A 19,296-nucleotide genomic window follows, 5' to 3' on the forward strand; every position below is an offset into this window, starting at 1 on the left:
CACCCGCGAGCCACGGGTGGTGGGAGCTTCGGGAGCATGGCGAACACTGCTGTTGTCATCATCGACATGCTGAACACGTGCGACCACCAGGACGCGGATGAACCGGCCCCCTCCGGCGAGCAGGCCCTGCCCACCGTGGTCCGCCCACTGATCTCGGGGTTCTTCTGCGCTCGCAGCAGGTCGGTGCAGCGCGCCTGACACGTCCGCTCTTCGTGAAGGAGGAGTGGTTGGATTCGCAGTACTTCCGGGACCACCTTCCGCTGGAGGGCGCCTCAGGCTGAGCGCAGGGTCTGGCGAACGACGCCAGACCCTGCGCTCACATCAGATGCCGCGGGTCTTGTACTCGACGATCTTGGTCGGCAAGGTGTCCGGGTGCGTGCTGGTCTTGTTCCGGACGACCTGTGGGAGCGGGTGGCCCCGTTGCTGCCATCCGCTCCCGAACGACGCCACCGGCGAACAGCTCTCGCCGGCGTCCTGTTCGTGCTGCGGGCCGGTGTCGCCTGGCGGGACGTCTCTGCGGAGACCGTGGGCTGTTCCAGCGTGCGGCCTGGCGCCGGCTGCGGGACTGGACCGAGGCCGGCGTCTGGCCACGCCTGCACGCCGCTCTGCTGACCGGGCTTCGCCGCGCCGACCTGCTGGACCTGGACGACTGCTCCGTGGACGGATCGCACGTCCGGGCCCTCAAAGGGGGGACCACGTTGGACCCTCACCCGTCGACCGCGCCCGCCCCGGCTCCAAGCACCACCTGATCGTCGACCGCCACGGAACCCAATCGCCGTCACGTTCACCGGCGGCAACCGACACGACATCACCGAGCTCCTGCCCCTCCTCGACGCGGTCCCGCCGATTCGGGGAGCTCGGGGACGTCCCCGGCGCAAACCCCGGCGTTTGTACGCCGACCGGGGCTACGACTTCGACAAGCACCGCCGCTCGCTGTGGAAACGCGGCATCAAACCCATGATTGCCCGACGGGGCGTCGCCCACGGCTCCGGACTGGGCAAGGTCCGCTGGGTGATCGAGTGCGCATTCGCCTGGCTCCACCAGTTCAAACGGCTCCGTACCCGCTACGAACGCCGCGCCGACCTCCACCAGGGTTTGCTCGACCTGGCCCGCAGCCTCATACGCCTCCGCCGCCTTCGGACCTCATTCTGAACGATCAATGAAGGAAATGGCGTTCCCACCACGGGAAGATTTGGGAAGCCACCCTCGCCGGCCCCCACGCCAACCAGGTCGAGCCCGTGCGCCCTGGCGAGGATTCCTCCTTCGTCGTCAAGGCACGCCACTCCGCCTTCTACGAAACACCCCCTCGCGTACCTGCTGGGGGCACTGGGCGTCAGCCACCTCGTACTGTGCGGGCAGGTGACGGAGCAGTGCTGCTCTACTCCGCGCTCGACGCCCACACCAGGCACCCGTCGGTCACCATCGCCCGCGACGCCGTCGCCCATATCCACCCGGTCCTGGCCGATGCCGCCCTGAGGATGGTGGAGATCAACATAGAGAGTGGGGGCCGCCGTCAGTGCTTGGCGCTCGGAACGGCCAGGGGCTCGCCCGGAGCCCTCTTCTTCGCCGCCTCCATCTGTTCGCCGAGTTCGGTGAGGCGGGTACGTCCCATGGCCTTGCGGACATCGGGGAACCACTCCTTCTCCTCCTCCCCGACGTGGTGCCGCACGTCTTCCATCAGCACGCTCATCTTGGCGTCGAACCGCTCGTCGGCCGCGTCCAGGTCTTTGAGCTCGGAGAGCATCCACAGAACGGCGTGGTGCTCCTCGATGCTCTCCAGGACATGGTCCTTGGTGTCGGGTGCCGCCTCCCGGGCGGCCGGGTAGAAGATCTTCTCCTCGATCCACGTGTGCGTGGTCAGCTCGTCGATCACCTTGTCGGCGATCTTCCGCTTCTCCGCGTAAGCGTCGTCGCCGGCCTTCTCGAACTGCTTGAACAGCTTCTCGACCGTCTTGTGGTCTTCCTTGAGCAGCACGATCCCGTCCACCAGCGCCTCCCAGGCTTCGCCGTACCGGGCGGCGCAGCCCGCCACCCCACGCCCGTTCACCCGGCACACGCTCGCAGCGCTCGCCCGGAGCGATGGATTGGCCCGGATGGACGACGCGCCTACGCCGTCCGTTGGGGGCGCCGAACCGCCGCGCACGCATACCGAGCGATATAGACCCGTTCGACGTCTGGTATGTCCGTGGATCGCGGGTAGGGGCCGCGCATGACTGCCATCGAAACGCTCGCGGCCGAAGGCCAGGCCTCACTCTTCCTCATCTTCGCCGGAGTGGTCCTGGTCGTCCTTCTGATTGGTGCCTTCTGGTACGGGAGCCGACGCAGGCGCCGGGAGGCACCGCCCGCCGAGCAGAACCCTGCCGTTGCCCGGGCCGCCGCCGTCGCCGGCGTGACCGTCAAGTGCGCCGCCCAGGCGGCGCAGCCCTGCGCGGCGACGGGCCACCCGCGGCAATCGAAGTCGAGGCCGCCTTGCGGACAGCGATCGACGTTGCCCTTGCTACGGCCCACCCGGCCAAGCCTGCGCTCTGCCGGACCCCCGATGAGCCCGAGCCGGTCAGCTGACTCGCGTGCTGACCCTGCCCGTGCCCTCGCCGAGCCCGGCCAATGCCCCGGGATCACGCTGCGGCCAGCGCCCGCACCGTCCGCTCGTCGACACCGTCCGGCACCCGGTGCGCCGGGTCCGTCTCGCGATTGCTGTCCATGGAAGGTGTTCTGCCCGAAGGATGCTTCGCCGAGCGGCCGATTGGGTCGAGTGGCGTAAGGCAGTCTCGTCAGACGGCCCGGCAGCCGGGACGGTCGCCGTGACGCAGCAGGGGACCTGCTCACCTCCAAGGATCGACGGCCGCCCCGGTTCCGCGTTCGATCCGGGTGCGTGAAGCCTGGAAGGCGGGGCAGACGGGGTTCAGGCGGAACGCGGTACATCCGCCGAGCACGGCGTACGGAACAAGGAGGATCGGCGGAGAAGCTTTCCCCTGCCGTCCCCCATTGACCGGAGGAGTTGTTTTCGCGTGACTGAACATGTGTGGAGTTACCAGCCGACCGCGGGCCACCTGGCCGGTACGGACCTGACCGGCTACAAGGTCGAGGCGACCGACGGGAACATCGGCAAGGTCGACAAGCACTCCGACGAGGTCGGTGACGCCTACCTGGTCGTGGACACCGGCGTATGGATCTTCGGCAAGGAGGTCCTGCTGCCGGCGAGCACGGTCGTCAGGATCGACCCCGAGGACAGGAAGGTCTTCGTCGCCGGCACCAAGGAACAGATCAAGGCCGCCCCCGAGTTCCACCGGGACAAGCACCTCGGCGACGCCGGCTACCGGGAAGAGCTGGGTACGTACTACGGCACCGGCGGCCCCTTCGGCGGTCGCCCCGCCTGATCGCGTTCCCGCCCCACGACGCCGGTCCCGGCACCCAGGAGGTTGCCGGGACCGGCGTCGTGTCCGTCAGCCGCCGTCGAATTCGAGAACCTCGACCAACGCGGCTTCCTGCTCCTCCACGTCCGGAATCGGTGGCGGTCGTCGAGGTACCCCCCGACGAGGCCGGCCTCGCGCACCGCGCGAGGCCGGCCGTACGGCTCCGGCGAAGGCCGTACACGTACCGCAGGAACTCCCTGCTCAGCGGCACGGGAGTGACCAGCACATCCCCGGCCGGAGCAGCCACGCCTTCCGCGGCGCCTGCTGGGCCCGATGTGTGGGCATCTGCCCCTCGTTGAGGTCCACCGCCAAGTCCGAAAGGAAGTTCGCGAACACATCGATCGGGCCCGTCTCCATCACCGCTCTGCTCCTCTGATCGCCGCACAGCCGTCTGTGGTCAGCGTGGGATCGCCCCACCTGCTTCTATGCCCTGCCGCGCGCGGCAGGGCATAGAAGCAGGTGGCCGCGTCCCCCGGCCCGCCCTCGTGAGCCGGGTCAGGTGTTCAGGAGGCGGTTGAAGAACGACCGGTAATGCTGCAGCGCCAGCCGCAGTTCTTCCGTCGCTACCTGCTCACCTTGGCCCCACTGCTCCTCCAGCCCCTGCTTGTGGGCGGAGAAGGTACGGGCGAGGCTCTGCATCACCTCGGCGACGAGGGCGTCCGCCGATGTGACCGCGTCCTGCGGGTCGTCGACGAACCGGCTCTGTATCTCACTCCACTTCTTGTGGAACTCCGCGGTGTCCTCGGCACCCAGCAGCGGTTCGTCGGTGCCCGCCCGGGCCGGGCCGGTCCCCGCTTCGCGATCCGTCGGGGTTTCGTCCCCGCCTTCGCGGGACCCGGCCCATCGGCGGCCACGTCCCTGGTGGCCTCCCCCGGGTACACGGGCGGCGTCCGGCCGTCGGCCGCCGCTTCGCCGGATTCGGTCTTCCTACCGGTGTCCCTACCGTCGCCCGCAGCCGGCACGGGACGGGCTATGTCCTCCGTCGTGATGCCGGCGTCGCCGGCTCGCTCGTCACTGGTCGAGTGGTTGCGCATGTCACCGGCTCCTCTGGTCACTCAGAAGGTCGTCGAACAGGGCGCGGTAGTGCACCATCGCCCCTCGCAGTTCCTCGGTCGTCGTCTTTTCATCCGTGGTGCGCACCTTGACGTCGTGGGCGGCCCGGTAGTGCTCCAGGGTCCGGCCGTGTTCGACCGAGAGATCACGCAGCCGGCCGCGGTAGTCGTCCGTGGGGTAGCCGCGCTCGCGCATCAGTCGCGAGACCAGAGCGTCAGCCTCCTCCACGGAGCCTTCCGGCCGGTCCACGAAATGTTCCTGAACGCTGCTCCATTCGACGGCGTACTGGTCGCGCCGTTCGGCAGGGAGCTCCTTGATCTCAAGCTTGTCGTGGCGTTCCTCGCGGGCTCGCAGCTCGCGTTCGGCGGCCATGCGGCCGCCCTCCGCCTCGACCGTGCGGTTGTACTCGGGGCCGAACTTGTTCCGGAGACGACGTCGGCGGGCCGCCATCCACAGGCCGACCGCGAGCGCGATCACGATGACCGCTGCGATGGCGATGACGGCAATGAGTGTGCTGGTTGACATGGTTGGCCTCCAACCTGGAGCCTCATCGGGCCTGACTCACATGGCTGCCTCGGTCGCCGGGGACAGCTCCGACCGGCCCCGCCCTGGACGACTTCGGGCCCGCCTCTAAGGTGACGCACCCCGGTTTCGTTTCATGGGTCATCTCATCCGGGCTCAGTCGGGAGGTTCCGGAACCGGTGGCCGTTCGGTGGGTGAAGGCTGCTCCGGGGTCGGCTCGGCCGGGGGCGGTTTGTCTGCGGGGGGCGGGGTGCGGGTCACGGGGGACCGCGTCCGGGCCTTCCGGAGTGGGCCCGGGGCCCTCGGGTTCCGGCTCGGTGGATCGTTCCATGTGGCTCACCTCGTGGTACGGGTCGCTCTCGTACGCTGCGCCTACCCAGCCGGTCATCGCTCAAGCGGTGGGGTCCGGCGGTCTGCGCCTGTCCGCGAACGGACTGTTGCCGACGTGCGCGAGGAGGTCGGCGGGGTTCCGGTAGACGGCGCGCGCCCCGGCCTCTTCGAGGTCACGCCGCGGAATGCCGCCGCAGAGCAGCCCTACGCAGGCGACGTGGGCCCGGGAGCCCGCTTCCATGTCCCACACCGTGTCGCCGACGAACACGGAGTCACGGGCGGCGGCGTCGGCGAGGCCGAGGGCGTGGTGCAGTGGTTCCGGCTCGGGCTTGCCCTCGGTCACGTCCTCGGAGCTCGCCGTCGCGGTGATCGCGTCATCGGCGCCGACGGCCCGTCTGAGCGCGTCGAGCTCGTCGTCCGTCGCCGAGGTCACGAGCACGACCCGCCAACCCCGTCGGTCCAGCTCGCGCAACAGATCCGCCGCCGCGTGCAACGGGGGCAGCCGGTCGAAGTACGTGCCGTAGAGGGTGCTGTGCGCGGCGCTCAGCGTGTCGTCCTCGCTCGTATCCCTGTGCTCGCCCAGCAAACGGGCAAGGAGGTCCTCGCCGGGCAGTCCGATCGCGCGGTGGATGTCGTGCATCGCAACGTCGTGGCCCCCCTGCCGCAAGGCTTCCCACCAGCAGACCACATGCAGGTGATTGGTATCGACGAGGGTACCGTCGACATCGAACAACGCGGCACGGTTCATGTCCGCCTCCGTAAGGCTCGGCAACCGAGCTCTCGCCTGAATCCGGCTCGTTCACGGAGGAGGCCGTTTGCCACAGCTTCCCCGGAGCCGGCAGCAGCCGCGTCCCGGACCACCCTCGTCGCAGGGCAACAGACTTCCGTGCCCGGGCGCGACCGGTCCACGCTGACGTCAGCGGTCCTCGGAGTCCTCCTGCAGCTCGTCATCGGGGTGGATCTGCTCCTCACGGCCGATGCCCGGACGGTGCCGCTTGGCACGGTGGCCCCCGGCATCCGTGCCGTCCTCCGCCGTGCCCGGGCGCTGGACAACGGCATCGTCCGCCTGCTGCCGGGCCTCACGGTCGCCGCTCTCGCCCACGGCCTCGGACGGCGTGGTCCGCCGCGCATGCTGCCTGGACTTTTCGTGGTCTGTCACCGCGTCCTCCCTCGGTGGCGCCTATGTCCTGCGGCTACCCCGCCCCGTCGGCTGTACTCCATGGCACGCCGACAGTGCCGGACGCGCCTAGGCTGAAAGGAGAGAATCGGAGGTGCCCATGATCATCCTCGGCGTCATTCTCCTGGTCATCGGCTTCGTCGCGGGAATCAGCATCCTGTGGACCATCGGCGCCATCCTCGTCATCATCGGAGCCATCCTCTGGATCCTGGGCGCCCTCGGACACTCGGTCGGCGGACGCAAGCACTACTGGTAGGACCTCTACCGAGCGCGAAGGGGGTCTTCTATCCATCGCAGGAAACGCAGGAAGACCGGTGCCCAAGCCAAGGAACCGAAGCCATATCGGCCCCGCACGGCAAGGGATTCCCAGCTCAGAGCACCCACTCGCGATCGCAGCGCAGCTCCGGGCATGCCCGGAGCTGACGGTGCAGTCGGGCCTGCTGGAATTCGTGGCCTTCGTGGCCTTCGAGGACCGGCTGACACTCCATTCCCCCATCGGCGCCACGCACATCATCTGCACTTCTCGTGGACCGGCATGGGCCCGCCAGACGCGCCGACATGGCGTGCGGCCCGCTCCGGTGCCGTCCGAGATGGCCGACCGAGCAGTAGGCCGGTCGTCAGGATGAGCGCCGCCCGAACATGCGGGCCCGGACTTCTTCAGTGGGGCCGCACGTGGGACCGGATGACTACGGGCTCCGGCCGGTGTGCGTGCGCGGGGTCGGCGTACGCCCTGGGCAGGTGACCCGTGATCCAGCGCAAACGGGCTTGAACAGGGCTCCGACTCCAGCGGCAGGGATGACATAGCTGATGGTGCGGGGCATGCCTCCGCGTGACGGCCGTCAAACGCGGAGGCGTCACCTCTGATGCAACGGCGTAAGGGCTTCCGGCGTCCACGGCAAGCACTCGCCGTTCCGGTGCTGGTTCGGTGCTGACCGCCCCCACTCAGAAGAGCGGAAAGCACAGGTCATAGCGCCGGTCGGATGAGTTGTCGTACCACTCGATGGTGGTCCCGATCAGGCTGGCGGCGACGATTCTGCGGATTCCGGTTGCTGATGGTGCGGCTGTTGCGGGGGAGGTCATGTGCACCACTTCCGGGGTCTGCGGAGACGTTTGGTGTGGCCACACCGTAGAAGCCCGCAGGTCGGCAGCGTATGTGGCGGGACATCACATTCAGGCACCACCTTGTGTACCCAACCACCACATCGCCGCCTTGGACACCGTGAAGGCTTCCGGAACGCCCCGCCGACACCTGCCGCAAACGCGTGGATCAGCCCGTTTTATGCCCCCGTGCCGACTCCCGTGCTGGTTCGGTGCTGACTCCACAGCGTTGAACTCGGTCATTCACGGACGGATCGGACCCTTGGCACTGCCCGTCCGGCGATGCGGCCGGCCGGGCGAGACCGGTCGCATCGCGGTCCCGCCACCGGGCGTCAGGCCGCTTGGACCACGGCACGAAGCCCGAACGGGTCGTCCAGGCCTAACACGGGCTGTCCCCGACTCCGAACTTGAGGTGACAGGCGTCAGTGGCCGGCAGTCGAAGGCTGCCGAGCTTTGACGCGTCGCGTACACAGCGTCGGGCATGGTCGAGCCGACGGAGGAGGAAACCGCCAGGTTCTTCAAGGGTCTCCGGAGCGTCGTTCCGCTCGGCGAGTTCCATCTGGCCGACATCTACCAGGTGGCCTCCGCTGCCGGCTGCTACCAAGATCCCGACTTGGTCCCCTGCCTCACGCAGCACCTGTCCGTGTTCGAGGCAGCGACACTCCCAGTCTGGGGTGAGTGCTGATGCCGCTCACTGCGGCCAAAACATTGCCCGAGTCGGCGGAGACTCACCAAGAGCCGGACCATCGATCCATGCCGGTCGATGACGGTCAGCACCACGGCCCTCGACAAAGGCGCAGGCCGAACGCCTTCACACACTGGCCCAAGGGGCGCGACGCACCCCATCTGACCGGTTACCGGGAAGGCGCCGGGTCGAGTCGGTAGCCGTGGCCGCGGAGTGTCGTGATCTGCGGGAGGTGGACGGTGCGCGATGCCGTTGCCTCCGCCGTGTGAAGGCGGCGACGGAGCGAAGCCATGGTGACGTCGAGGGTCTTGGTCGGGCCGAACCAGTTCTCGTCCCACACCCGCGCCATCAACGTCTCCCGGGACACTGCGCTTCCCGGATGGCGGGCGAGTTCGGCGAGGAGTTCGAACTCCTTCGTCCGCAAAGGGACTTCCTGCTCAGCGACGAATACGCGCCGAGCCGCCGTATCGACCGTGAGGGCGCCCAGCTGGATGGGCCCGCTCTCCTGCTGTGCCTCGGAAGGAGGTCTGCGGCGTAGGTGGGCCCGTAGGCGGGCGAGTAGGACAGTCATGCTGAAGGGCTTGACCAGGTAGTCGTCAGCTCCTGCGTCCAGTCCGGCGATCACGTCGATCTCGTCGGTGCGGGCGGTGAGGATGACGATCAGCAGTTCCGGCAGGTCCTCGCGCAGCCGGCGGGCGAGGTCGATCCCGTCGAGGTCGGGCAGACCCAGATCGAGGAGAACGAGGTCGGGCAGGTCGTGGCGGGCGGCCATAAGGCCTGCCGAGCCGGTACGGCACCAGGTGGTGCTGTAACCGTTGCCGCGCAGCCCACTCTCCAGGTGGCGGCCGATGGTGTCGTCGTCCTCGATGACCAGGGCGGTGGGCGGGCGCCCTGCGGTACTGGTGCTCATGACTTGAGGTTATGGGCTGGCTACGGTTCGCGGAGCTCTTCGACGGCAGGCCGCCCGGAACCGCGGGTGGCGTGCAGTGCAGCGGCAGTAAGGGCCGCGAGCGTCGCGAGCAGGGTCAGGGCCAGGTACGGCCAGGGGAGGGACAGGGAGGAGGGAGGCGGATCGAAGACCCCGGTGAGGACCTTGGTGAGCATCTGTGCGAGGGTCCAGCCGATGAGGGCGCCCCCTGCCAGACCGAAGAGTGCGACGGTGGCCGCCTCGGCCAGGACCATGCCGCGCAGCTGGTCCCGGGTGGCGCCGAGAACGCTCGCCAAGGCGAGAGTGCGGCGGCGCTCGGTCAGACCGAGGGCGAGTACCACTCCTCCGGCGCTCGCCGCCAGAGCCACGGCGAACCCGAGTTCGATCCGGGTCAGTCCGGCGAGGTCGACCGAAGTGAGGCTGGAGCCGACGGCGGACCGGGTCTGGGTGAGGTCGGTGACCGTGGCCGTGGCGCCCAGCCGTTCGCGCAGCCGGTCGGCGACCGCCTGCTGGTGTACGCCGCCGGTGTCGACGAGGAACGCACCGACCGCGTCGCTTCCGGTCTCGCGGGCGACGTACGCGGCGTTGGCGACGAAGAAGCTGTCCTTGGGGGCTGTCGGAAACTCCTTGACGACGCCCGCGTAGTGGAACTGCACCGTGCTCAGCTGCTTGGTCCGGCTGTCCTGGAGGCGCAGGTTGAGGGTGTCGCCCGGCGTGAGCTGGAAGTCCTTCACCGTCTCCTCGCTCACGAGGACCGAGTCGGGCCGGGTCGCGAGCTTGTCCAGGAGGCTCCTGGCGCTGCCGCCCGCGAAGTAGGTGTCCTGGAGCGTGGTTGCGGAGGTGATGGTGGCGGGGTTGACGCCGTACAGGTCCTGGAGATCGGATCCGACGTAGGCGAAGCGGTGTTGGAGGGGTTCGACGTGGCGCACTCCGGGGATGGACGCCAGCACGTGTCCGGCGTCAGGGCCTGTTGCCGCGCCGGGTGGCTGGGTGACGGTGACGTCCGCTCCGTTGGTGAGCTGGGCGTCCACCTCCGCCTGGTGGCGGTAAGTGTCGTTGAAGGCGGCGGTGGAGAGCGCGAACGACACGGCGAGGGCGAGGAGGATGACGGAGCGGGCCAGGACGCCGCGCTGGCGCGCCATGCCGGATGCCGTCGCGGCGGCGAGGGTGCCGGTCAGCGGCCGGACCAGGAGCGTGAGCGCGCGCCGTCCGTGGGCGAAGGCGTACGTCATCAGCCGCCACAGGAGCAGCGCGGAGCCCAGCCAGAGCAGCGCGGGGCCGAGGAACGCCCAGTAGGACACCGAGATGCTCGCCACTCCCTCGGGAGCGAGGACCAGGGCGTACTGGTTGCCGGCGGCGGCACGGAAGACGAGGAGCGCGACCGCGAGCAGGATGAAGTCGAGTCCGGTGCGCTGCCACAGTGGGGTGCCGGTTGAACGGTGACTGCGGCGTGCGGCGGTGACCGTGGTGGTGCGCTGGTCGTGGATGGCGGGCAGCAGGACTGTCACGGCGGCGACGGCCACACCGACGGCGAGGGCGATGAGAGACCACCGCAGCGGCACGAGGCCGGCTGCCCCGAACGATGCCCGGCCGAAGGCGATCCGGCCGGCCAGGGCGGCAAGGGCGATGCCCAGCAGGCCGCCGCCCAGGCCGATTGCGCCGGCCTCTGCCGCGGCGAGCGCGGTGACCCGGCGCCGGCCGAGGCCGCGGGTGCGCAGCAGGGCCTGCTCGCGGCGGCGGCGGTCCGCTCCGGCACTGACCAGGGCGGAGGTGAGAAGGGCCGCGAGTGCCACGCCGGGGGCTCCGAGGAACAGGAAGAGCAACTGGGCGTACAGGGCGTCCTGGCGTGCGGCGTCCAGGGCTGCGCCGAGGTTGTCACCGACCTGGACGGCTCCGGAGAGGCGTGCTTCGAGATGGTGGGCGGCTCCTGTGACGGCTGTGAAGGCGGCGGCGGGGTCGGCGGGCAGGGTGGCGTCCCTGGCCGTGTGCACCTGTGTGGTGGAGGCGGCGGGATCCTGGGCCCGGGCGCGCGCGGTGAGGGACTCGAACAGGGCGGCGGGCAGGAGCACGACGTTGTCGGGCGGTGCGGCAGGTTGTGACTGCGGCGGGGCACCGACCTTCTGGAACAGTGAGTCGGCCTGGGGCAGGTCGACCACTCCGGCGACCGTGACTGTGGCGTCGGCCGTACCCGGCAGCGCGATGCGTACGGTGTCGCCGGGTGCGGCGTGCAGGTTGGCGGCGGTCTGCTGGGCGAGGAGGACTCCGTCCCGGGCGCCGGTCAACGGCCGTATCTCGCCCGGGAAGGCGGTGCGATAGCCGTCGGGGATGCCGAGCACCACCCCATCACCGGTGGTCTGTACGGAACCTGCGGCCTTCGTCTGGAAACCTGTACTGCGGGTGTAGGTGACGGGCAGTGCGGTGCGGATCCCTGGGGTGTGGCGGATCGTGTCGAGCACGGCGGCGGGCTGCGCGGTGGGCTGGAGCTGCACCTGCCAGTCGACGGCGACGGACCGGGCGGCCCGCGCGGTCATCGTCGAGCGGGAGGCGGTCAGGAACGTGCCGAGTGCGGCCATGAGTGCGACGGCCAGCGCCACGGTCAGTGCGGCCACGAGGAGCCTGCCGCCGCGGTGCCGGAGCAAGCCGGCCAGCCAGGCGGTGATCACGGTGTGCCTCCTGTGGCGATGGTGCTCGGGTGTCCGTCGCTCACCCTGCGGGCAGCTTGTGGGGGTCCCCCGACGCTTCGGGTGTGCCGGTGGGCTGGGCCTTCGGCCCCGCTCTCGGGGACCGTGTCCCCGAGGACGTCGGCGATGCGCCCGACGATGGTGCGGTAGCTCCGTCCCGCAGGTTCGTCGGCCAAAGCGAGGTGGGGCAGCACTGCGAAGAGCACCGCGGTGAGGGCGAGGAAGAGAACGACCGAGGCGAGGGGTGCGCGGCAGCACCGGCCCCTGGCTGCCCGTCGGGTGGTGTTCACGGTGTGCCTCCGTCCGGGTGCAGGTGGAGTCGTCCGTCGCGCATGGTCCAGTGAGTAGGAAGTCGCTCCCCGACGGCCTGGTCGTGGGTGCTCACGACCAGGGCCGCGCCGATCTCGTCCACCGCCGCCAGCAGGACGTCCACGACGTGGCGGCCCGTGGAGCGGTCGAGACGGCCGGTCGGTTCGTCGGCCAGTACGAGCCGGGGCCGGGAGGCCAGGACCCGCGCGACCGCGACGCGCTGTGCCTGGCCTCCCGAGATGTCGTCGGGCAGCCTGCCCGCGAGGTCGGCGACGCCGACGCGGTCCAGGGCTGCGAGCGCCCGTACCCGGGCACGGTCTGCGCTCTCGCCGGCCAGCACCAGCGGAAGGCCGGTGTTCTCGGCAACGTCCAGGGTGGCGATGAGGCTGGGGCTCTGGAAGACGACCCCGATGGCCATCGCCCTTGCCCGTACCCACGCCTTCGGGCCGACGCCATCCGCGTACCAGGGCCACACCACCTCGCCGCTGGTCGGCTGTTCCAGTCCGGCCATCAGGTGGAGCAGCGTGGACTTGCCCGACCCCGAGGGCCCCATGACGGCGATCCGGTCGCGGGTGTCCACCTGGCAGTTCGTCCCGTGTACGGCAACCACCGCGACGGGGCCCCGACCGTACGTCCGCCCGGCCTCCCGGCAGATGACGAGCGCCCGGCCGGTCATGCCCGGAGCCTGCCGTCGCGGAGGGTGAGGACTCGGTCGGCGCCCGCTAGGACGGCGGTGCTGTGGGTGACGAGCAGCACGCCCCGCCGTCCGTCGCTTCCTCGGGCCCTCAGCAGTTCCAGGATGCGGTGTTCGGTGCTCCCGTCGAGCTCTCCCGTGGGCTCGTCGGCGAGCAGCAGGTCCGGGTCGTTTGCCAGGGCCACGGCCAGTGCGGCGCGGGCCACTTCCCCGCCCGCCAGTTCGCGGGGCAGGGCGTGGGCCCGGCCGAGGAGGCCCACCTGGTCGAGGAGTACGTCGATGTCCTGTGCGGGGGTGCCGTGGCGGCCGGCAGCCGTGCGGGCGAGGCGGATGTTGCGTGCCACGTCGAGGTGGGCGATCAGGTTCTCCGTCTGGAGGAGGATGCCGATCCGTCGGGCCCGGATCCCGGCCCGCTCCGCCTCCGGGCGGTGGCTGATCCGCTCCCCCGCTATCCGTACGGACCCGCCGGCGGGCTCGTCGAGGCCCGCGAGGCAGGCCAGCAGTGTGGACTTCCCCGAGCCCGAGGGGCCGACCACGGCTACAAGCTCTCCGGGGGCCACGGTGAGGGACACTCCGCGCAGGGCGAGGGTCTCCTCTTCTCCGGCACGGTAGAAGCGGTACAGCTCGCGAGCGTCGAGGGCAGGTGCGGTGCCCGCACTGACCGTGCCCACGTCCATCACCGCCACCTCAGCGAGTCGGTGACGGTCCGCCAGGGGTCGACGTTGTCGGCGTTGACCGGACCCGAGAGCGTGACGACGACGTCACGGCCCTGGTGGTGGAAGACGTACCGTTCGAAGGCGTCACGGACGGCCTTGCCCGTGACCGGGTCCGTCGCGGAATTGCCCTGGTAGGTGTACAGGACGGCGGTGCCGGCCTTGCGGCTGACTTCGGTGGCCTTGCCGGGTGCGAAGGCGGGGACGCTCCTGGCCAGAGAGGGTACGTCCCCCGCGGTCACCGAGGCCGTGGTGGGCGGGTGCGTGGCAGGGTGCTCGGACACCTCGATGCGGTTCAGCTTGTCGGTGAAGGTGGTGACGGGGCCCGCGGTGGTGCGCGCCCAGCCCTCGGGCACGCTGACGGTGAAGCCCGCGCCGCGCGGCTCGAAGGCCACATAGGCCTGGTTGTCGGGGATGTCTCCGGGCGGGTTGGACTCGGCGGGGGCGGGAAGCGGTGGATTCGGTCCGGCGGCCGTGGCGGAGCCGGACGCGCCGCATCCGGCGAGGACCGCGGTGAGGAGGAGGACTCCCGCACAGGGGACGAGTGTGCCGCGTACGTTCATGACGGCCTCCGCGGGACGAGGTGTCTTCCACGCTAGGCAGCAGGAGGTGAAGCGCCGGGGCGGCATCGGTTAGACGACGGCAAAACCGGGTGCCGGGCGCCATGATGGGCGCATGAGGCAGCGTGTCGTGCGTGTCGCGGTGTCCGCCGTGCTGGTGGCCCTCGTCCTGCTGGCCGGGCCGCTCGCCTGGGTCATCCACCGGTCCTTCTTCGAGGACGAACGGGGCGCCCTGGAGCGCACGGCTCTGGCCGCGACGGTCACGGTGGGGCCGGAGTTCGCCTCCGGCGACGCACTCGAGCTGACACCGCCCAGACCGGGCGGGAAGCTGGGGGTGTACGACCTCGCATCGCGGCTGCGCGCGGGCAGCGGTGGACCGGTCGCCGACCGGGTGACCCGTGAGGCTGCCGGAGGCAGGGCCGTCAGCGGCCGCACCGGGGCTGATCTGGTCGTCGCCGTCCCGGTGGTCTCAGAGGAGAAGGTGATCGCGGTGGTGCGGGCCACCGTCCCCGCGCGATCGGTCTGGACGCGGGTGCTGTGGGGCTGGGCGCTGCTCCTCGGAGTGACCCTTGCAGCGCTGGCCACGGCGGTCCTGGTGGCACGCCGACAGGCCCGCGCGCTGAGCACTCCCGTGGAGGCACTCTCCCGTACGGCCCGTGCGATCGCCGACGGCGACCTCGGCGCCCGGGCAGCGCCCTGCGGGATCACCGAACTGGACCAGCTGGCGAACAGCCAGAACTCCATGGTCGAGCGACTGACCCAGCTCCTGCGCCGGGAGCGCGACTTCAGCGCCAACGCCTCGCACCAACTGCGCACTCCCCTGACCGGGCTGCAGCTCGGCCTGGAGGCCGCCCGGCAGCTCCCGCCGGGCTCGGACCTGCGCCCCGCACTGCGCGAGGCTCTGGAGACGGCACGCCATCTGGAGGAGACCGTCGAGGAGGTGCTGCGGCTGGCCCGGTCCGGCACCGAGGACGAACCCCCACTCCCCCGTGAGGCTCTCGTCCGGGTGCTGGAAAGGGCGGAGTCGCGCTGGCACGGTGCGCTCGCGGCCGCCGGCCGACGGCTGGAGGTCCGCTCGCAGCCGGGGGCCGGCTCCTTCGAGGTCCCCGGCCGCACCACGGCGCAGATCCTCGACGTCCTCATCGACAACGCCCTGCGCCACGGCCGGGGTGCGACCTCGGTGACCGCCCGTGAGGCGGCCGGGGCGGTCGCGGTCGACGTGGCCGACGAGGGGACACTCACGCTCGACCCGGGGACGGTCTTCGCGCGCGGCGGCACCGGCGGCTCCGGAACCGGGATCGGCCTGGCGGTGGCCCGGGAGCTCGCGGAGGCGGCAGGGGGCAGGCTGAGCCTGCGCGGCGCCGAGCCGACCACGTTCACCCTGCTCCTGCCCGGCGCGCAGGGCTGACGTGCCGCCGTGCCCGGCTCAGCCGGGCTGTCCCGGACGGATCCGACGGCACGGGCGCGTCGGCGCGGCTCACCTGCAGGTATCCGACGAGCGCGGTGATCGGGACCAGCACAACGAGGCTGACCGGACCGGCCCCCGGCCGAGGCCGTCGCGCGTGGCGGGGACTCCCGTCCAGTCCGCGAACGAGGCGTCGAGCGGCCGGGGGAGGATGAAAGCGGCCTAGAACGCGGCCACCGTATTAAGCCCGAGGAAGCGGCGGCACAGCACCGGCAGGGGCGCTCATGCGGGCCTCTGTGCGGACGCCGGAAGTCAGCCGGTCTTCGCCGCATTTTCCTTCGCACCGGCGGCGGGGGTGGTACTGCGCGCAGGTGCGAGGAAGAGGGCCATCACCGGAACGAGGTAGAGGCACCACACGGTGACCTGGAGTGCGGTCGGGTTGGGCTGGAAGTTGAACACTCCCTTGAGCAGGGTCCCGTACCAGCTGTCCGAGGGGATGGTCGTGCTGATGTCGAAGGCGAGGGTGTGCAGACCGGGCAGGAAGTCGCCCTCTTGGAGGTCGTGGAAGCCGTATGCGAGGACTCCTGCGGCGACGACGACCAGCATGGCACCGGTCCAGGTGAAGAACTTCGCCAGGTTGATCTTCAGCGCGCCCCGGTAGAACAGCCAGCCCAGCACCATCGAGGTCAGCAGCCCGAGCACCGCACCGACCAGGGGCCGAATGCCGTCACCGGTGGCTTGGACGGCCGTCCAGATGAACAGCGAGGTCTCCAGTCCTTCCCGGCCGACGGCCATGAAGGCGGTGAAGACCAACGCGCCGGTGCCCACGGCGAGCGCCGCGTCGAGCTGGCCCTGAAGCTCCGATTTCAGGTTTCGGGCAGTGCGCTTCATCCAGAAGACCATCCACGTCACCAGGCCGACCGAGATGATGGACAGGCTACCGCCGAGCAGTTCCTGGGCCTGGAAGGTAAGGGTGGAGGAGCCGAACTGGAGGGCGGCGCCGAAGCCCAGGGAGAGGGTGACGGCCAGGCCGATGCCGAGCCAGACGGGCGTGAGTCTGTCCTTGTGGTCGGTCTTGACCAGATAGGCGATGAGGATGCAGACGACGAGGCTGGCTTCCAGCCCTTCGCGGAGTCCGATCAGGTAGTTGCCGAACACGGCGTGGGGTTCCTTCCGGTGGTCACGTGAACAGGGTCCGGCCCCACCAGTCGTCCTTGTCGCGGACGCCCGGCGGGACGGCGAAGACGGCCGAACCCACGTGCTGGATGTATTCGTTGAGCGAGTCGTTCTTCGCCAGATTGCGCTGGATCGGGATGAAGCCCTTGCGGACGTCGCGCTGGTAGGCCAGGAAGAACAGGCCCGCGTCCAGGCGGCCCAGTCCGTCCGTGCCGTCGGTGAAGGAATAGCCGCGGCGCAGGATCGTCGCACCGTCGTTGGTGTCCGGGTGCGCGAGGCGCACGTGCGCCTCCGGCTTCATCGCCTTCAGGAACGGCTCTTCGCGCTCCTTGGACTTGCCGACCGGGGCACCTTCGCCCTTGTCGCGGCCGAAGATGTCCTCCTGCTCCTGGAGCGGGGTGCGGTCCCAGGTCTCGATGTGCATCCGGATCCGGCGCGCCACCAGGTACGAGCCGCCGGTCAGCCAGTCGCTGCCGTCGCCCGCGCCGACCCACACGTGCTTGTCCAGGGCGGCCTTGTCGGTGCCGGAGATGTTCCGGGTGCCGTCCTTGAAGCCCATCATGTTGCGCGGGGTCTGCTCGTCGGGGGTGGTCGACGAGGTCTTGCCGAAGCCGAGCTGCGACCAGCGCACGGCGACCTTGCCGAAGCCGATGCGGGCCAGCTGGCGGATCGCGTGCACGGCGACCTGCGGGTCGTCGGCGCAGGCCTGGACGCACAGGTCGCCGCCGGAACGGGACGCGTCGAGGTTGTCGCCGGGGAACTGCTCCAGGTCCACGAGGGCGACGGGGCGGCGGCCGTTGAGCCCGAAGCGATCTCCGGCAAACAGCCCCGGTCCGAAACCGATGGTCAGGGTGAGCCGGGAGGCTTTCAACCCCAGGGCCTCGCCGGTGTCGTCCGGCGGGGCCTCTGGCAGACCGCCGAAGCCGCCCTCACCCACCGGTAGCCCGGCCGTCATCAGCCGGGCGGCCGCAGTCCACTCCTTCAGGAGCTTGATCAGCTCCGCCCGGTCCTTCGTCTTCACGTCGAAGGCCGCGAAGTGCAGGCGGTCCTGGACCGGGGTGGCGATACCGGCCTGGTGCTCGCCGTGGAACGGCACCGCCATCCCCATGGTGCCGGGGGCTGCGGGCTCGGAGTTCTGGCGCAGGATCGCCGCGGTGCCGCCGGCCGCGGCTGCACCGAGCGCGAGCCCGGCCCCGCCCCATGCCAACAGCGCCCGTCTCGAGGTGCCGCCGCCGGACGCGTCCGCGGTCGCGGCGCTGCCGCTCTGGACGGACTCCGGATCCGCTTCGGACATCACTGCTCCCCTGCTTGCTTCTGGTCTGCCTGCTGTGCCCGGGCTACTTGGCGACTGCCGCCGCGAGCTTGGAGAGCGGTTCGGCGAGCGCGTTGACGCCGTCCGAGAGCTCCTTGCGCTGCTCCTCGGTGACCTTGTCGTACACGGTGAAGTCGTAGCCGGTCTTGTCCGCCCGGTACTTGTCCAACAGTGTGTTGATCGCGATGAACTGGGCGTCCAGGTTCTTGGCCAGCTCCGCGTCGTTCTTCACGGTGACGGGCTTCAGCAACTCGTAGACCTTCTCGGCGCCCTCGACATTGGCCTTGAAGTCGGCCAGGTCGGTGTGGCTGTAGCGGTCTTCCTCGCCGGTCACCTTGTTGCGGGAGACCTCGTCCAGCAGTTCCTTGGCGCCGTTGGCCATGGAGGTGGGGGTGATCTCAGCCGTGCCGACGCGCTTGTGCCACTCCGCGATGTCGGTGTCCAGCTGGGAGGCGAGGGCCTTCTCCTCGTCGCCGATCTTGTTGTCGGCCCACAGGGACTTCTCCAGCCGGTGCCAGCCGGTCCAGTTCTGACCGGGCTCCAGGCCGTCCTCACGAACGTCGGTCTTCGGGTCGATGTCACCGAAGGACTCGGCGACCGGCTCGGTACGCTCCCAGCCACGCCGCGAGGAGGCGAACGCCTGCTTCGCGGCTTCCACGTCCCCGGCGCGGACGGCGTCGGTGAAGGTCTTGACCGCGGGGAGGGACTCCTCGGCCTGCGCGAGCACGTAGCTGCGGTAGGCCGCGACAGCAGCGTCCAGTTCGGGGCTGCGCTTCTCACCGCCATTGCCCGTGGCCTTGACCTTGGTGCGGATGCCGTCACCCTTCATGCCGGGCTTGCAGGCGAACTCGTATTCGCCCGCCTTGATCTCGGCGGTGATGGAGGCCTTGGTACCCGGGCCGATGTTCTCGCGCTCGGCGACGATGCGGTCATCGGGGAAGAGCACGTACAGCTCCGTGACCTTGGATCCCTTGTTCTCCACCTGGATCGTCACCTTGCCCGCCGGAAAATCGGTCTTGGAGACTTCGCAGGCACTGTCGGACGCGGTCACCTGAAGGGCGCCGGCCGGGCTGCCATCGCTCTTCTGGGCGCAACCCGTGGCGGTGGCGGTGACTATCGCGAGACCGGCGGCCGCGAGAAGCGCCGAGCGGGCAGATGAAGACATGGGTACTCCCAGGCATGGCGGGACGGCAAAGCCGCGGCAGACCTTGGGTTAGGCAAGGCTGCCCTTTCGTCTACG

19 protein-coding genes and 2 pseudogenes are annotated in these 19,296 nt (G+C 70.0%); 7 read left to right on the forward strand and 14 right to left on the reverse strand.

From position 1 onward, the window contains the following. The first annotated feature begins 36 nt into the window (after positions 1-36). From JYK04_RS04210 to JYK04_RS40995, 3 genes and pseudogenes are all read left to right on the forward strand, one after another. Positions 37-198: a hypothetical protein gene (locus tag JYK04_RS04210; protein WP_189746676.1), complete on the forward strand. Its 162-nt coding sequence runs from the start codon at positions 37-39 to the stop codon at positions 196-198. Between the two features lie 174 nt (positions 199-372). Further along, positions 373-1,152 (forward strand): annotated as a pseudogene (locus tag JYK04_RS04215) (IS5 family transposase). Between the two features lie 14 nt (positions 1,153-1,166). Further along, a pseudogene (locus JYK04_RS40995) lies at positions 1,167-1,496 on the forward strand (cysteine hydrolase family protein); the annotation flags it as partial. Positions 1,497-1,513: 17 nt separating this feature from the next. On the opposite strand, the gene JYK04_RS04220 reads toward JYK04_RS40995, so the two are convergent. Beyond that, a complete protein-coding gene (locus JYK04_RS04220; protein WP_189746721.1) occupies positions 1,514-1,987 on the reverse strand; it encodes a hemerythrin domain-containing protein in 474 nt (157 codons plus the stop codon). Between the two features lie 222 nt (positions 1,988-2,209). Here JYK04_RS04220 and JYK04_RS41000 point away from each other — a divergent pair, with 222 nt between their 5' ends. Together JYK04_RS41000 and JYK04_RS04225 are read left to right on the forward strand one after the other, a co-directional pair. Beyond that, positions 2,210-2,761 carry a DUF6479 family protein gene (locus tag JYK04_RS41000; RefSeq protein ID WP_229876837.1) on the forward strand — a complete coding sequence of 184 codons (552 nt, stop codon included), beginning with the start codon at positions 2,210-2,212 and terminating at the stop codon, positions 2,759-2,761. Positions 2,762-3,008: 247 nt separating this feature from the next. Beyond that, entirely contained in the window at positions 3,009-3,377 is a 369-nt protein-coding gene (locus tag JYK04_RS04225; protein ID WP_189746677.1) for a PRC-barrel domain-containing protein, read from the forward strand. A gap of 531 nt (positions 3,378-3,908) precedes the next feature. Here the strand turns inward: JYK04_RS04225 and JYK04_RS41005 are convergent. From JYK04_RS41005 to JYK04_RS04245, 4 genes are all read right to left on the reverse strand, one after another. After that, a complete protein-coding gene (locus JYK04_RS41005; RefSeq protein WP_229876838.1) occupies positions 3,909-4,052 on the reverse strand; it encodes a hypothetical protein in 144 nt (47 codons plus the stop codon). A gap of 396 nt (positions 4,053-4,448) precedes the next feature. After that, positions 4,449-4,991, reverse strand: coding sequence for a hypothetical protein (locus JYK04_RS04235; RefSeq protein ID WP_189746678.1), 543 nt, complete (start codon positions 4,989-4,991; stop codon positions 4,449-4,451). Between the two features lie 388 nt (positions 4,992-5,379). Further along, entirely contained in the window at positions 5,380-6,066 is a 687-nt protein-coding gene (locus JYK04_RS04240; RefSeq protein ID WP_189746679.1) for an HAD family hydrolase, read from the reverse strand. A 168-nt stretch (positions 6,067-6,234) separates the two neighbouring features. After that, positions 6,235-6,477: a hypothetical protein gene (locus JYK04_RS04245; protein ID WP_189746680.1), complete on the reverse strand. Its 243-nt coding sequence runs from the start codon at positions 6,475-6,477 to the stop codon at positions 6,235-6,237. Between the two features lie 118 nt (positions 6,478-6,595). Here JYK04_RS04245 and JYK04_RS04250 point away from each other — a divergent pair, with 118 nt between their 5' ends. Then, on the forward strand, positions 6,596-6,751 hold the full coding sequence (locus JYK04_RS04250) for a DUF6131 family protein (protein WP_229876841.1): 156 nt from the start codon (positions 6,596-6,598) through the stop codon (positions 6,749-6,751). A gap of 1,696 nt (positions 6,752-8,447) precedes the next feature. Here the strand turns inward: JYK04_RS04250 and JYK04_RS04255 are convergent. Genes JYK04_RS04255 through JYK04_RS04280 form a run of 6 tightly spaced genes read right to left on the reverse strand, consistent with a single transcriptional unit; the run spans position 8,448 to position 14,166 of the window. Then, a complete protein-coding gene (locus JYK04_RS04255; RefSeq protein WP_189746681.1) occupies positions 8,448-9,188 on the reverse strand; it encodes a response regulator transcription factor in 741 nt (246 codons plus the stop codon). Positions 9,189-9,208: 20 nt separating this feature from the next. Next, the gene (locus JYK04_RS04260) at positions 9,209-11,869 is read right to left on the reverse strand and encodes an ABC transporter permease (RefSeq protein ID WP_189746682.1); all 2,661 of its coding nucleotides are present in this window, start codon (positions 11,867-11,869) and stop codon (positions 9,209-9,211) included. Further along, the gene (locus JYK04_RS04265) at positions 11,866-12,177 is read right to left on the reverse strand and encodes a hypothetical protein (RefSeq protein WP_189746683.1); all 312 of its coding nucleotides are present in this window, start codon (positions 12,175-12,177) and stop codon (positions 11,866-11,868) included. Before JYK04_RS04265 ends, JYK04_RS04260 begins: the two co-directional genes overlap by 4 nt. Then, positions 12,174-12,872 carry an ABC transporter ATP-binding protein gene (locus tag JYK04_RS04270; protein WP_189746687.1) on the reverse strand — a complete coding sequence of 233 codons (699 nt, stop codon included), beginning with the start codon at positions 12,870-12,872 and terminating at the stop codon, positions 12,174-12,176. The genes JYK04_RS04265 and JYK04_RS04270 overlap by 4 nt, the downstream gene beginning before the upstream one ends. Continuing rightward, the gene (locus tag JYK04_RS04275) at positions 12,869-13,567 is read right to left on the reverse strand and encodes an ABC transporter ATP-binding protein (RefSeq protein WP_189746689.1); all 699 of its coding nucleotides are present in this window, start codon (positions 13,565-13,567) and stop codon (positions 12,869-12,871) included. Before JYK04_RS04275 ends, JYK04_RS04270 begins: the two co-directional genes overlap by 4 nt. Next, positions 13,567-14,166, reverse strand: coding sequence for a hypothetical protein (locus JYK04_RS04280; protein ID WP_189746691.1), 600 nt, complete (start codon positions 14,164-14,166; stop codon positions 13,567-13,569). Before JYK04_RS04280 ends, JYK04_RS04275 begins: the two co-directional genes overlap by 1 nt. A gap of 112 nt (positions 14,167-14,278) precedes the next feature. Here JYK04_RS04280 and JYK04_RS04285 point away from each other — a divergent pair, with 112 nt between their 5' ends. After that, entirely contained in the window at positions 14,279-15,571 is a 1,293-nt protein-coding gene (locus tag JYK04_RS04285; protein WP_189746693.1) for a HAMP domain-containing sensor histidine kinase, read from the forward strand. Positions 15,572-15,880: 309 nt separating this feature from the next. On the opposite strand, the gene efeU is transcribed toward JYK04_RS04285, so the two are convergent. Genes efeU through efeO form a run of 3 tightly spaced genes read right to left on the reverse strand, consistent with a single transcriptional unit; the run spans position 15,881 to position 19,221 of the window. Continuing rightward, positions 15,881-16,726 carry an iron uptake transporter permease EfeU gene (efeU, locus tag JYK04_RS04290; RefSeq protein ID WP_189746695.1) on the reverse strand — a complete coding sequence of 282 codons (846 nt, stop codon included), beginning with the start codon at positions 16,724-16,726 and terminating at the stop codon, positions 15,881-15,883. Positions 16,727-16,748: 22 nt separating this feature from the next. Continuing rightward, positions 16,749-18,038: an iron uptake transporter deferrochelatase/peroxidase subunit gene (gene efeB, locus JYK04_RS04295; protein WP_202186027.1), complete on the reverse strand. Its 1,290-nt coding sequence runs from the start codon at positions 18,036-18,038 to the stop codon at positions 16,749-16,751. A 43-nt stretch (positions 18,039-18,081) separates the two neighbouring features. Beyond that, positions 18,082-19,221: an iron uptake system protein EfeO gene (efeO, locus tag JYK04_RS04300; RefSeq protein WP_189746900.1), complete on the reverse strand. Its 1,140-nt coding sequence runs from the start codon at positions 19,219-19,221 to the stop codon at positions 18,082-18,084. Between the last annotated feature and the right edge of the window lie 75 nt (positions 19,222-19,296).

Origin of the sequence: Streptomyces nojiriensis, from assembly GCF_017639205.1 — a bacterium.
Classification (GTDB): Bacteria; Actinomycetota; Actinomycetes; order Streptomycetales; family Streptomycetaceae; genus Streptomyces; species Streptomyces nojiriensis.